The organism is Saccharopolyspora kobensis (assembly GCF_900108315.1).
Taxonomy (GTDB): domain Bacteria; phylum Actinomycetota; class Actinomycetes; order Mycobacteriales; family Pseudonocardiaceae; genus Saccharopolyspora; species Saccharopolyspora kobensis.
Window position 1 is genome coordinate 274,833 of the sequence record NZ_FNVB01000007.1, and the last position, 13,428, is coordinate 288,260.

A 13,428-nucleotide genomic window follows, 5' to 3' on the forward strand; every position below is an offset into this window, starting at 1 on the left:
TGCACGGAGCGCCACCCCGGCCTGCGGCTCGGGAGGCGGCGACGGGGTCTAATGGGGACATGAGTTCTGCACTGCGGGTCGGCCTCATCGGTTACGGCGTCGGGGGCGCGATCTTCCACGCTCCGCTGATCGCCGCGCATCCGTCGCTGCGGTTGGCCGCGGTGGTCACCGCGAATCCCGAGCGGCAGCAGCAGGTGCGGGCCGAGCACCCCGACACCGCCGTGGTCGGCGACGTGGACTCGCTGCTGGCCGGTGATCTCGACCTCGTGGTGGTGGCGAGTCCGAATCGGACGCACGTCGAGCTGGCCACCGCCGCGCTGGACGCCGGACTGCCGGTGGTGGTGGACAAGCCGTTCACACCGACCGCGGTGGCGGGGCGGCGGCTGATCGAGCACGCCGAGTCCAAGGGCCTGCTGCTGACGGTCTTCCAGAACCGCCGCTGGGACAACGACGTGCGCACCGTCGCCAAGCTCATCGACGACGGCGAGCTGGGCCGGGTGCACCGCTTCGAGTCGAGGTTCGAGCGCTGGTCGCCGACGCCGAAGCCGACCTGGCGCGACTCCGGCGGTGCGGAGGACGTCGCGGGCATCCTCTACGACCTGGGCAGCCACCTGATCGACCAGGCCCTGCGGCTGTTCGGCCCGGTCGCGGCGGTGTACGCCGAGATCGACCGCCGGAGGCAGGGCGTGCGGGCCGACGACGACTCCTACCTGGCGCTGACCCACGTCAACGGGGTCCGCTCGCACCTGTGGATGAGCAAGGTGGCGGCGCAGCCGGGCCCGCGCTTCCGGGTGCTGGGCGAGAAGGCCGCGTTCACCAAGTACGGCCTGGACCCGCAGGAGGCGGAGCTGCGCGCAGGCCGCAGGCCGGTGGACGAGACCTGGGGCCGCGAACCGGAGGAGAGCTGGGGCGTGCTCGGCGTCGGCGACGACGTTCGCCGGGTTCCCAGCGAACGGGGCGACTACCTGGCGTTCTACGACGGAGTCGTCCGCTCGCTGCGCGACGGCGCGCCGCCACCGGTCGACCCGGCGGACGCCGTGGCGGCGCTGGACATCATCTCCGCGGCCCACCGCTCGGTCGCCGAGATCACCGTCGAGCGCCTGCTGTGAACCCCGATCGGGCGTGACGGGCCACCGGTGAGCCCGCGCGGGAAACCGCTGCCCACCAGGCGCTTTCGTCCTCCTGCGACCGCTGGCCGCCGAAGGCTTCACACGTGCTGGGGCTGTACACGCCCGGCGAATCCGGGCATGGTCGTTCCTGCTCGGGCACGCAGCACCTTCGCTACTCGAAGAGGAGGACGGGGTGAGCGTTGGCAGCACGGTCCCGGAGTCCCTCCCACCGCCGGCTTCGCCGGCGTCCTGCCAGTGGCGCGCGCAGTGGATCGGCAAGCGCACCGATCCCGCTCACCGGATCGTGCAGTCGTTGACCTCGGACCAGGTGGCCTGGGTCGAGCCGGGGCACTGGCTGGGGCAGACGTTCACCGCGCCCGGGCGGTTCACCGCGGTCGGTCTGGACCTGGTCGGTGAACCGGGGACGGCGGTGCGCGGTCGGCTGGAGCTGTGCGGCCCCGACGGCACCGTGCTGGCCGACCAGGTCGTCGAGCGGGGCATCGTGCGCTGGGACCGCTTCGCCCACTTCGTCGAGCTCCCCGACGCCCTCGACGCCGGGGAGCACCTCCTGCGGGTTCAGGCCGTGGTGGGCCGTCTCGGCTGGTCGACGCTGTCCGAACCCGCACCGGCCGGGGTCGACGACGGGGTGTCGCCGCTCCCGGTGATGGGGCGGGCCGTGCGCGACGGCGTCGGCGAGCCGGGAGTTCGGGCCATCGGCGTCGAGACGATTCCCGCGCCCAACCCGGTGTTCCGCACCTCGTTCGAGGTGCCCGGGGAGGTGCGGGAGGCCGAGCTGAGCGCGGTGGGCCTCGGGTACGGCGAGTTCCGGCTCAACGGGCGAGCGGTGACCGGCGATGTGCTGGAACCCGCGCAGACGACGTACGACCGCACCGTCCTGTACCGCACCTACGACGTGACCGCTCTCCTGCGGCCCGGGCTGAACACGCTCACCGCAGAAACGGGCCGCGGCTTCTACGCCGCGAGAGGGGCGAACACCTGGGGGTGGAACTTCGCCCGCTGGCACCGCGAACCGGTGGTGCTGGCGCAGCTGGAGTACGTCGACGGGGCCGGGGAGCGGCACGTCGTCGCATCGGGCCCGGATTGGGAGGCGGCCGAGGGCGCGGTGACGTCGGACCTGCTCTACGTGGGGGAGACGACCGACCCGGCTCGCGCTCGTGGCGCGGAGTGGGAGCCGGTGCTGGTCGTGGCGCCGCCGGGCGGGGAGCTGAAGCCGGCTACCGCACCGCCGGTGCGCCGCACCGAGCTGCTCGCGCCGGTGTCGAGCACACCGCTGGCGGACGGGTCGGTCGTCCACGACTTCGGGGAGGTGCTCGCCGGGCGGATCCGCCTGACCGCGGTGGGCGAGGCGGGTGCGGAGATCGTCGTCCGGTACGCCGAGCAGCTCGACGAGGACGGGGCTGTGCACTGCCGGAACCCGCTGGCCGCGGGCGGCACCCAGGTCGACCGGTTCGTCCTGCCCGACAGCGGCACCGAGGCCACGTGGGAGCCCAGGTTCAGCTACAAGGGATTCCGGTACGCGCAGGTCCTGGGACGCGCGGCGGTGACCGAAGTCCGCGCGGTCCGGTTGCGGACACCGGTGGCTCGGGTCGGCGAGTTCGAGTGCGCGGACGACGTCCTGACCTGGATCGCCGACGCCACCGCCCGGACCTTCCGCAACAACCTGCACGGCGTGCCCACCGACACCCCGGTGTACGAGAAGAACGGCTGGACCGCCGACGCCCACCTGGCCACCGAAGCCGTGCTGCACCACGTGGATCTGCGCGAGTCGTTCGGCAAGTGGCTGGACGACCACGTCGACGCGCGCGACGAGAGCGGCGTGGTTCCGCAGATCGTGCCCAGCCCGGGCTGGGGCCGGGCGGCGGACCCGGCGTGGAGCGCCTCCGTGGTGCTGATCCCCTGGTACCTCTACCAGGAGTACGGCGACCCGGCCGTCCTCGAGCGCTACGCGGAACCGATCCGCACCTACACCGACCGGCTGCTGGACCTCGCGCCGGACGGGCTGTGGCCGCACCACAGCTGGGGCGACTGGCTCTCCCCGGGCCACCACTTCGCGCCGGAGGGCCCGATGCCGACCGCGACGATGATGCTGCGGCACGTGGCGAGCCGGTGCGCCGACATCCTCGACGTGCTGGGCGAGACGGGCGCCGCGGAGCGCTACCGCGCGGCCGCGGATGTGGTGGCGACCGCCTACCACCAGCGGTTCTTCGACTCCGGCAGCGGAACCTACCGGGTTCCGGGCGTCGGCTACCGGCAAGCGGTGAATGTGCTTCCGCTGGCGTTCGACGCCGTCCCGGCGGAGCACGTCGCCGCTGTTGCCGAAGGCCTGTTCGCCGACATCGAGCACCGGACGGGGGGACACCTGGACTGCGGTGCGGTGGCGGCGAAGCACCTGCTGCCGGTGCTCGCGGCGCACGGCCGTCCCGACCTCGCCATCACGGTGGCCACCCGGCGGGAGCGGCCGGGGTGGGGAGTGTGGCGGGAGGCGGGCGCCGCCACCCTGATGGAGTCGTGGGACGAGACCGCGCGCTCGCACAACCACTACTTCCTGGGCGCCGCGGCCGCCTGGATCCAGCAGGCGGTCGGCGGCCTGCGCCCGACCAGCCCGGGCTGGGCGAGCTTCGACGTCGCGCCGATCCTCGACGACCGCGTGGAGTGGGCCCGCACCGCCCACACGACTTCGCGCGGTCGCGCCGCCGTCGAGTGGCGGCGCTCGGACGGGACGTGGGAGCTGGAAGTGGAGGTGCCGGAGGCCGCGAGGGCCGCGGTGCGGCTGCCCGGCCACCCGGAGACGTCCCTTCCCGGCGGGCGGCACGCGCTGCGGCTGCCGGTCGCGACCACCCGGCCAGGAGGGGATCACCAGCCACCGGAAGCTCCGAAAGCGCAAACACCACCGTGAACCGCGGAGAGGCGGGACGGCCACCGCGACTACCGGGCCGCACGTGGAAGATCGCCGCACTCGCCGGCATGGCCTCCTACCTCGACGCCGGGGCGCTGGTCACCTCCGGCATCGTGCTCGGCGGCTCTTACGCCGAGGCCCTCGCGCTCGGCGCGGGAACCGCCGGTGCTCTCCTCGGCTTGCAGACCCTGATGTTCGCCCTCGGTGCGCTCTGCGGCGGTCGGCTCGGCGATCTGTTCGGGCGTCGCCGGGTGTTCACCCTGTCGCTGCTGCTCTACGCCGCCGGCATCGCGCTGCTGATCGTCGCGTCACCGCTCTGGCTGCTCCACGCCGGTGTCGTCGCCGTGGGACTGGCGATCGGTGCCGATCTCGCCGCCTCGCTGGCGCTGATCAACGAGGAGTCGCCCGACGGCCACAAGGGGAAGATGGTCATCTTCTCCAACATCCTGTGGATCGGCGGCATCGTCGTCGCCATGGGTCTCAGCGCCGTGGTCGGGTCGTGGGGCGTGCTCGGCGGGCGCATCATGTTCGCGCACCTGCTGGTGGTGGCGATCGTCGTGCTCGTCCTGCGCTTCGCGCTGGGCGAGTCCGCCGAGTGGGCCGCGGCGCGGCGCGCGGCGGACTCGCCCGGCGAGCCGGAGGGAATCCGGTTCAGCCGGGTCGGCCAGCTCTTCCGCACACCGGTGGTGCTCCCGGTCGTCGCGCTCGGCCTGTACTACGCCACCTGGAACCTCGGCGCCTCGACGATGGGCAGTTTCGGCACCTTCCTGTGGACCAACCTCACGGGCGGCGGAGTCGCGGAGTACTCCCGGCTGAGCCTGCTCGGCCTTCCCGTCGGCTTCCTGGGCGGGCTGGTGTTCATGCGAGTGGTCGACCGCCCGGCGCGGTACGCCTGGTTCGCAGGTGGTTCCGCGCTGATCCTCGTCGCCTGGGCGCTCCCGGCGCTGCTCGGGGCGAGCCGGTTCACGCTGGTGGCGGTGCTGCTGCTGTCCGGGCTCGGCAACGCGTTCTGCGGTGAGGGCATCTACAAGGTGTGGTCGCAGGAGCTGATCCCGACGTTGCTGCGCACCACGGCGGGCGGGCTCACCATCGCCTTCGCCCGCTTGGTCGCCGCCTTCGCCGCGTTCGTCACGCCCGCGATCGCACTGGCCGATCCGGCGCTGCTGTTCTGGCTGCTGTTCGCCTTCACCGCGGTCGCGAACGCGATCGGCCTGCTCTGGGTGCCGCGGCTGCCGAAGGCGCGCGATCTGGAGGACGTGCCGGTGGTGGCCCGGCTCCAGCGCGAGCCACCACCGTCCACTGCGGATCCCGACGGTGCCGGAGGTCAGAACCGGTAGGTCCGGGTGACCGCGACGAGGTCACCGTCCTCGCGGGTTCCGGCTTCGAGGTCGGCCGGTCTCGGCCGGAAGCCGGGAGCCCCGGTGAGGCCGCGGGTCTCGTCGATCGCCGTCACCCGGACTTGGCCGCCGCGCGTGCGGAAGGAGATCTCGACGCCCTCCGGTGGCAGATCGCGGAAGCGGATCTCACCGGGCCAGGTCGCGGTCCGGGTGCCCGACACCTGGAGCGGGACGGCAGCGCCGCCGGGCAGCCGCGCCGTGACCTCGGTGATCGGCTGGTCCACGCGCAGCACCACCGAGCGGGCTCCGCGCGGCGAGGACACGTGCAGGTTCGTGGTGTCCCCGGTGCGGCTTCCGGTCACGCGAGGTCCTTCGACGGCGAGCGGTCGTGCCGGCCCCGTCCACAGCTCGCCGCGCGCATATCCGGGCGGGAGCGCTTCGGTGCTGCGGCTGCCGACGAACTGCGCGGTCCACCCGGTGGGCTTGGTCTCGGCGCTGACCCAGCTCGCGGTGCCGGTGTCGGCGTTCAGCACGTAAGCGAGGTGGGACCGGCGCGGGTGCTGCGCGTCGAACTGGTCGATGGCGAGGCCGCTCAGGACGAGCGCGACCGTCGCGGCGAGCGACGTGGACACCGCCACGACGGCCGATCGGCGGGACAACGCGCGGTCGGGCAGCAGGGCTTCGCCCGACGGGACCAAGAACAGGCCGAAGAGGACGATCAACGCCGCGGTCGCGCCGCCGAGCGCCAGGCCCATGCCGTTGAAGACGGTGCGCGCCACCACGGGCACCACCATCGCGGCCACTGCTGCGGCTGCGGCGATCGCGATGGCCGACCACCTCGGGAAGCACATCGCCAGGAGGAGTCCGAGCGCGCCGGCCAGCGCCGGCACGGTGAAAACGAACGCGGCGCCGGGCGCGATGGAAGCGCACGCGATGCCCGCCACCGTGGGCCAGGTCAGCGCCCCGAGGGCGAGCGCGGTGGGGCCGAGCCGGGTGCGCAGTGCCAGGTACCAGCCGATCAGCACGGTGGCGGTGAGCGCCGCGAGTGCGAGCAGGAAGGCCAGCGGTCGGTGCAGCAGGCCGTTCATCAGGTCGTAGTCGGGCCGCACGGCGACCAGCAGCGACCACAGCTCTTGCGCGAGCACGACCGCCACGGCGATCGGGACCAGCGCCGACAGCGCGCTCAGCAGCGTCCGCGGCAGCGAGACCAGCCGCCGGTACCGCGCCAGCACCACGGCTCCCACCAGCAGCAACGCGTTGAGCAGTGCCAGTGGGAGGACCACCGCGTCGGGATAGGTGATCAGCAGGCCGAGCGCGCGGAAGTAGACCAGGTCGTGGTCGGCGCGCAGATCCGCGAGGTCGGCGCCGCCGAAGGCGCGGGTCAGCGCGAGCATGTTCTCGCCCTGGTGCTGGAGGCTGCCCGGGTTGAGGTTGGCGATCGTGTCGCTCGCCGTGTGGTACCGCGACGAGCCTTCCAGGTAGGCCGAGTTGAGGCCCGCGAACCCGGCCCCGGCCAGATCGGTGAAGTCGGTGCTGTTGGGCATCAACCGGTACATCTCGACCATCGAGGAGTCGCCGCGCGGGTGCTCGACGGAGTCGGCGAACACCTCGATCAGGCGCGCGTTGTCCTGGGTGGTCTCGAACATCAGCGACGGGCCGTCGACGCCGCGCGCCTCCCAGTTCAGCACCACCCCGCCGCGAGCGGCCAGCGGGTGCTCCCGGGCGAAGACGCCCGCCCCGAGCGAGCCGTCCTCCTCGCCGTCGCTGATCAGCAGCACGAGGTCGTTGCGCAGCGGCCCGCTCTCCCGCAGCGCCCGCACGGTCTCCAGCATCGCCGCCACCGAGGCACCGTCGTCGGAAGCGCCGGGGCCGACGCCCGCCGAGTCGTAGTGGGCGGCGAGCAGGACCGTTCCCGTCGGCGCGGTGCCGGGCAGCGTGGCCACCACGTTGTCCACCTGGCCGAAGGTGGCCAGCCCGGTCGCGGCGTAGGCGCCCAGCGAGCTCTGGACCTCGACCCGGAGCCCTTCCGCGCGCAGGCGCTCGACCAGGTGGTCCCGGGCCCGGTCGGCCGCTGCGCTGCCCATCGGCCGCGGTTCGGTCGCGAACCCGCGCAGCTCGGCGATGGCCCGCTCGGCGCTGAACTGCCCGGCCGGAGCGGCGGATTCGGGTTGCTGGACGCTCGCCGCGCCGAACACCGACACCACGAGCACCGCTAGCACGGCCAGGACACCGGGTATCCGGAACCGCGTGCTGATCAACTTTCCGTTCACAGCGCGGAAAGTTACGGGCGCTGACGGCGTTGCGTAATGCGGTGCGCTGCACAGTTCCACTGCGGTTGTCCGCAGGGTCCGCCAGGAGTCGCCGCCCTGCTCCGCGGGGATCAGGCGCTTCGCGGCAACCGGAGCACCGCGAGCGGTCGAAGCGAAGACCGCCGGGCGAGCCGCTGCCGCTGGTCAGGCCGCGCCGAGTTGCGAACCGACTCGGTCCCCCCACGCTGAATGACGGGGGCGACGAGCGCGAGGGAGCCGCGGATGAGCAGTGAGATCAGCGTCGGCAGCGTCGGGTGGACCACCACGCCGGCCGTGCGCGAGCACCTCGAACGGGCCGAGCTGGACAGCTTGCAGCTCTGGTGGCAGGCCGCCAACTACCTCTCGGCCGGGCAGATCTACCTGATGGACAACCCGCTGCTGCGGGAGCCTCTGCGCCCGGAGCACGTCAAGCCCCGGCTGCTCGGGCACTGGGGGACCACGCCGGGGCTGAACTTCGTCTACGCGCACCTCAACCGCGCGATCCGGGCCCGCGATCTGGACATGATGTACGTCATCGGGCCGGGGCACGGCGGCCCGGGGCTGGTCGCGGCGGCGTGGCTGGAGGGCACCTACAGCGAGGTCTACCCGGATGTCGCGCAGGACTGCGACGGGCTGCGGCGGCTGGTCACCCAGTTCTCCTTCCCCGGCGGGATCCCCAGCCACGTCGCGCCGGAGACGCCGGGGTCGATCCACGAGGGCGGCGAGCTGGGCTACTCGCTGTCGCACGCGTACGGCGCGGCCTTCGACAACCCGGACCTGATCGTGGCGTGCGTGGTCGGCGACGGCGAGGCCGAGACCGGTCCGCTGGCCACCAGCTGGCACGCCAACAAGTTCCTGGACCCGGCCACCGACGGCGCGGTGCTGCCGATCCTGCACCTCAACGGCTACAAGATCGCCAACCCGGCGGTGCTGGCGCGCATCCCCGACGACGAGCTGCTGAGCCTGCTGCGCGGCTACGGCTACGAGCCCTACCTGGTCTCCGGGGCGGTGCCCGAGGCGATGCACCACCTGTTCGCCGCGACGCTGGACCGGTGCCTGGACGAGATCAGCTCGATCCACCGCCGGGCCCGCCGGGACGGCTGGACGCAGCGCCCGCGCTGGCCGATGATCGTGCTGCGCACCCCGAAGGGCTGGACCGGTCCGGGCACTGTGGACGGAAAGCGGGTGGAGGGCTCGTGGCGCTCGCACCAGGTGCCGATCAGCGATCCGCGCGGCGACCCGGAGCACCTGCGCCAGCTGGAGGCCTGGCTGCGCAGCTACGACCCCGACGCGCTGTTCGACGACGACGGCGCTCCGGTGCAGCGCATCAAGGACCAGAACCCGACCGGAACCAGGCGGATGAGCGCCAATCCGCACGCCAACGGCGGACTCCTGCTGCGGGCGCTGCGGCTGCCGGACTTCCGGGACTACGCGGTGCCGGTCGAGGAGCCGGGTGCGAGCACCGGTGAGGCCACCAGGGTGCTCGGCGGGTTCCTGCGCGATGTGATGCGCCGCAACGCCGACGCGCGCAACTTCCGCGTGTTCGCGCCGGACGAGAACAACTCCAACCGGCTCAACGCGATCCTCGACGCCACCGCCCGCACCTGGGTCGCCGACACCGAGCCCGACGACGACGCGCTCGCCCCCGACGGCCGGGTGATGGAGATCCTCTCCGAGCACACCTGCCAGGGCTGGCTGGAGGGCTACGTGCTGACCGGCAGGCACGGCTTCTTCTCCTGCTACGAGGCGTTCGCGCACATCGTGGACTCGATGGTCAACCAGCACGCCAAGTGGCTCAAGGTCGCCGCCGGGCTCGCCTGGCGGCCACCGATCGCCTCGCTGAACTACCTGCTCACCTCGCACGTGTGGCGGCAGGACCACAACGGCTTCTCGCACCAGGACCCGGGGTTCATCGACCACGTGGTGAACAAGAAGGCCGAGGTGGTGCGGGTGTACCTGCCGCCGGACGCCAACACGCTGCTGTCGGTGGCCGACCACTGCCTGCGCAGCCGCGACTACATCAACGTCGTGGTGGCGGGCAAGCAGCCCGCGCCGCAGTACCTGGACATGGACGCGGCGGTGGTGCACTGCACCCGCGGCATCGGGATCTGGGACTGGGCCAGCAACGACCAGGGCGGCGATCCGGACGTGGTGCTGGGCTGCGCGGGCGACGTGCCGACGATGGAGGTGCTGGCCGCCGTCGACCTGCTCCGCGACCACTTCCCGGACCTGCGGATGCGGGTGGTCAACGTGGTCGACCTGATGCGGCTGCAGGACGAGCGCGAGCACCCGCACGGCCTGTCCGACGCCGAGTTCGACAGCCTGTTCACCCGCGACCGGCCGGTCATCTTCAACTACCACGGCTACCCGTGGCTGATCCACCGGCTGACCTACCGCCGCCACAACCACGACAACATCCACGTGCGCGGCTACAAGGAGGAGGGCACCACGACCACGCCGTTCGACATGTGCGTGCTCAACCAGATCGACCGGTTCAACCTGGCCATCGACGTGATCGACCGCGTGCCGCGGCTGGGGCCGAGCGCGGCCTACGCGCGGGAAGCGTTGCAGGCCAAGCTCATCGAGCACCGCCACCACGTCTCGACGCACGGCGAGGACATGCCGGAGGTCCGGGACTGGACGTGGCGGGCGCGATGAGGGTGCTGACGGTCAACGCCGGTTCCAGCAGCCTGAAACTCGTGCTGCTGGACGGTGATTCGGTGGTGGCCCACGAGCACCTGGAGCGGTGGGACGGCGAGGAGGAGCCGATCCGCCGGTTCCTGGACGAGCACGGCGCCGACGCCATCGGGCACCGAGTCGTGCACGGCGGAACCCGGATCGTCGCGGCGACCGTGGCCGATGACGAGGTGGTGGACTACCTCGCGTCGCTGACCGAACTCGCACCGCTGCACCAGCCCCGGGCGCTGCGCGGGCTGCGCGCGGCCCGGTCGATCGATCCGGGCACGCCGTCGGTGGTGTGCGTGGACACCGCCTTCCACGCCGGGCTCCCGCCGGCGGCGTCGACCTACGCGCTGCCCCGGGAGTGGAACCGCAAGTGGTCGCTGCGCCGCTACGGCTTCCACGGCCTCTCGCACTCCTACGCGGTGGTGCGCGGCGCTGCCCTGGTGGGCCTGCCGCCGGGGGAGGGGAGGGTGCTGAGCTGCCACCTCGGCGCGGGCGCGTCGATGGCCGCCGTGCGCGACGGCAGCTGCGTGGACACCACGATGGGCTTCACACCGGAGGAGGGGCTGGTGATGAACACCCGCAGCGGCACCGTCGACCCCGGCATGATCGGATATTTGATCAACACGAAAGGCGTTGCGCCGCAAGAGCTGTTCGACGTCCTGGCGAAGCGGTCCGGCATCGCGGGGCTGTCCGGCACTTCCGGCGATCTGCGCGACGTGCTGACCGCGCGGTCCGAAGGGGACGGTGATGCCGCGTTGGCGTTCGACGTCTACCGGCGCAGCCTGGTGCGCTACGCGGGAGCGATGGCGGCCGTGCTCGGCGGCCTGGACCTGCTGGTGTTCACCGGCGGGATCGGTGAGCACCAGCCGCCGGTGCGAGCCGCGGTCGGCGAAGCGCTGTCGTTCGCCGGTGCGGCGGTGGATCCGCAGCGCAATGACGCGGCATCGGCAGATGCCGACATCACCGCGATCGGAGCACCGGTGCGCACCGCGGTCGTCCAAGCCCGCGAAGACCTCGAAATAGCCCGCCAGACCCGCGCCGCGATCGGCGGGTGAGCGTCGCGGATTCCGTGGTTCGGCGGTGAGCGTCGGGGTTCGCCCCTACCCTTCTCGATCATGGAAATGCGTGGCTTGAAAGCCCACCTGGGACGGACCGACCGGCCCGTTGCGCGGGAACTCCTGGAACAGCGGCTGGCAGCGCGCGGCGTGCGGCTGATCGAGTCGGGGAGCGAGCGGCCGGACGTGGTGCTGGCCGGTGAAGTGGTCTTCTCCGTGCGGATCGACGGACTGGAGGACCAGCAGCGAGGAATTCCGATCCTGCCGGAAGCCGAGCTGCACGAACTCCTGCTGACCGCCGAGCCCGGCGACGGCGAGCGCTTCGTCGACCACGAAGCGCTCGCGGCCGGATCCGCGGCCCGAGTGCTGGACCTGCTGCGCGAAGCGGACTGGGCGGCGTTCCGGCCGCAGCGGGATCTGCGGCCGTTGCGTGAGGCCCTGTCCGGGCTGGAGAGCTCCGGCGGGATCACCGAGGTGCACCGGTTCGCCACCGACCAGCTCCTGGCCCGTGGTGCCCGGCTGCGCCATCCGCACGCGCACCCGATCTACGAGGAGGGCGGTCGCGTCGTGGACTTCGCGCTCAGCCCGTGCGGGCGCTACCTGGCGACCGGCCGGTGGGGCGATGAAGCGGAAGCCGGGATCCTGCAGGTCTGGGAGCTGGCCACCGGGCGGGCCGTCAACGAGATCGTGGTCGACGGCGGCATCGGGTGGTGGGGCCAGCGGGACGCCGTGCAGTGGTCGGCCGACGGCAGCCGCCTCGCGCTGGGCTTCTGCACCAACCAGGTCGGGGTCTGGGACCCGTTCGGGCAGAACGCCAACCCCTGCGGCTACGCCGATGTGACCGACGGCGGCTCCGAAGGCGCGATCTTCGCGGTGTCCCCCGACGGGCGGCGCGCGTTCATCAGCACGCGCACCTCGGGCACCGAGGTGATGGGCTGCATCGCCGCGCTCGACCGCGGCCAGGTCGTCTACGCCGACCAGTTCGACCTGGTCGGAGGAGAGCGGCCCGAGCTGCTCCGAGAACCGATCCCGGCGGAACTCAGGCACCGGCTCGGTGCCTCGAAACCCGGCCGCGGTGGCGAACCCGACGAGTGCAGGTGGTCCTTCGGCCGGGTGCGGTGGTCGCGCGACGGTTCCCGGCTCATGGGTGAGCAAGGTTCGACGGCCTGCGCCGTGGACCTGCCGGGCGGGCGGATGCGCTGGCTGGTGCGCACCAGCGCCGAGATGCCGCTGGCGTGGAGCCCGGACGACCGGTTCGTCGCGGCCGTGGGCGAGGGCGAGCTCATCGTCCTGGACGCCGAAACCGGCGACCAGGTGGGGGAATCCGTCGAGCAGGGCCCGGGGATGCCGCACTGGGGAGTGCGCGACGGGGCAGCCCGGTTGGCGGTGGTGCTGGAGGGCGGCGGCGGTGTCGACGTCCACGACGAGGGCGGTCGGCGCTTCCACCTCGACATCGACACGACGGAGCAGCTGGGCGAGCACTCCGGAGACCAGCGCCCGTGGGCGTGGGAACCGTCCGGCGAGCACGGCGCTTGCCTGACCGGCGACGACCGGGTCGAGGTGTGGTCGCTGGGCGAGGAGCCCGCGCTCGTGCGGTCGCTGGACGTGCCGGAGGAAAGCACAGCCGTGCTCTGGGGAGCTGACGGCGTGCTGGTCGTGCTCGGTGCGCACGCATTGCGCTTCGTGCGCGCCCGGAACGGTGAAGTGCTCGGCGACTTCGTCTTCGACCAGGCTCCGGAGGAGGATTCGCGCCTGGAGGAGGAAGGCACCTACCTCGGCGACTGGTTCCAGGAGGACTCGTTCCCGCTGGACGATTCGACCTGGGCGACCATCGCCGAACCGGCGGTCGGCGCCGCAGCCCGCCTGGTGATCGCCCCAGAGGAGCGGCGCGAGGAGCTCGACGCGGTGCTGGCCTGGACCGTGGACCGGCGCTTCGCGTGGCCCGTGCGGTGGGGCGAGCTCGACATCGTCCCGGACTTCGAAGCCGCCGAGGAGGCCCTGGAGAGCTGAAGCGCCGTGCTCGATGGCCTGGGCCTG

At 72.4% G+C, this 13,428-nt stretch carries 7 protein-coding genes; 6 read left to right on the top strand and 1 reads right to left on the bottom strand.

What is annotated here, in order from left to right; all coding sequences use genetic code 11:
* The first annotated feature begins 59 nt into the window (after window positions 1-59).
* The 3 genes from C4T78_RS24150 to C4T78_RS24160 all read left to right on the top strand — a co-directional run bounded on the left by C4T78_RS24150 (window position 60) and on the right by C4T78_RS24160 (window position 5,363).
* Window positions 60-1,109: a Gfo/Idh/MocA family protein gene (locus tag C4T78_RS24150; RefSeq protein WP_093354949.1), complete on the top strand. Its 1,050-nt coding sequence runs from the start codon at window positions 60-62 to the stop codon at window positions 1,107-1,109.
* A gap of 193 nt (window positions 1,110-1,302) precedes the next feature.
* Window positions 1,303-4,026, top strand: coding sequence for a family 78 glycoside hydrolase catalytic domain (locus tag C4T78_RS24155; protein WP_093354947.1), 2,724 nt, complete (start codon window positions 1,303-1,305; stop codon window positions 4,024-4,026).
* Window positions 4,027-4,094: 68 nt separating this feature from the next.
* The gene (locus C4T78_RS24160) at window positions 4,095-5,363 is read left to right on the top strand and encodes an MFS transporter (protein WP_093354945.1); all 1,269 of its coding nucleotides are present in this window, start codon (window positions 4,095-4,097) and stop codon (window positions 5,361-5,363) included.
* On the opposite strand, the gene C4T78_RS24165 is transcribed toward C4T78_RS24160, so the two are convergent.
* Complete coding sequence (locus tag C4T78_RS24165) at window positions 5,351-7,633, bottom strand: M20/M25/M40 family metallo-hydrolase (protein WP_093354943.1); 2,283 nt, start codon at window positions 7,631-7,633, stop codon at window positions 5,351-5,353. The two genes, C4T78_RS24160 and C4T78_RS24165, sit on opposite strands and share 13 nt — an antisense overlap.
* 261 nt (window positions 7,634-7,894) lie before the next feature.
* On the opposite strand from C4T78_RS24165, the gene C4T78_RS24170 reads away from it, so the two are divergent.
* Genes C4T78_RS24170 through C4T78_RS24180 form a run of 3 tightly spaced genes read left to right on the top strand, consistent with a single transcriptional unit; the run spans window position 7,895 to window position 13,401 of the window.
* Complete coding sequence (locus C4T78_RS24170) at window positions 7,895-10,309, top strand: phosphoketolase family protein (RefSeq protein WP_093354941.1); 2,415 nt, start codon at window positions 7,895-7,897, stop codon at window positions 10,307-10,309.
* Window positions 10,306-11,391, top strand: coding sequence for an acetate/propionate family kinase (locus tag C4T78_RS24175; protein WP_177247666.1), 1,086 nt, complete (start codon window positions 10,306-10,308; stop codon window positions 11,389-11,391). Before C4T78_RS24170 ends, C4T78_RS24175 begins: the two co-directional genes overlap by 4 nt.
* Window positions 11,392-11,451: 60 nt before the next feature.
* Window positions 11,452-13,401 (top strand): WD40 repeat domain-containing protein, encoded by a 1,950-nt coding sequence (locus tag C4T78_RS24180; protein ID WP_143185925.1) that lies wholly within the window; start codon window positions 11,452-11,454, stop codon window positions 13,399-13,401.
* Window positions 13,402-13,428 lie beyond the last annotated feature (27 nt).

Bases quoted from the DNA above. Each gene is read 5' to 3' on its own strand.
- C4T78_RS24150 (WP_093354949.1), top strand. From the start codon at position 60: ATGAGTTCTGCACTGCGGGTCGGCCTCATCGGTTACGGCGTCGGGGGC.
- C4T78_RS24160 (WP_093354945.1), top strand. From the start codon at position 4,095: ATGGCCTCCTACCTCGACGCCGGGGCGCTGGTCACCTCCGGCATCGTG.
- C4T78_RS24170 (WP_093354941.1), top strand. From the start codon at position 7,895: ATGAGCAGTGAGATCAGCGTCGGCAGCGTCGGGTGGACCACCACGCCG.
- C4T78_RS24175 (WP_177247666.1), top strand. From the start codon at position 10,306: ATGAGGGTGCTGACGGTCAACGCCGGTTCCAGCAGCCTGAAACTCGTG.
- C4T78_RS24180 (WP_143185925.1), top strand. From the start codon at position 11,452: ATGGAAATGCGTGGCTTGAAAGCCCACCTGGGACGGACCGACCGGCCC.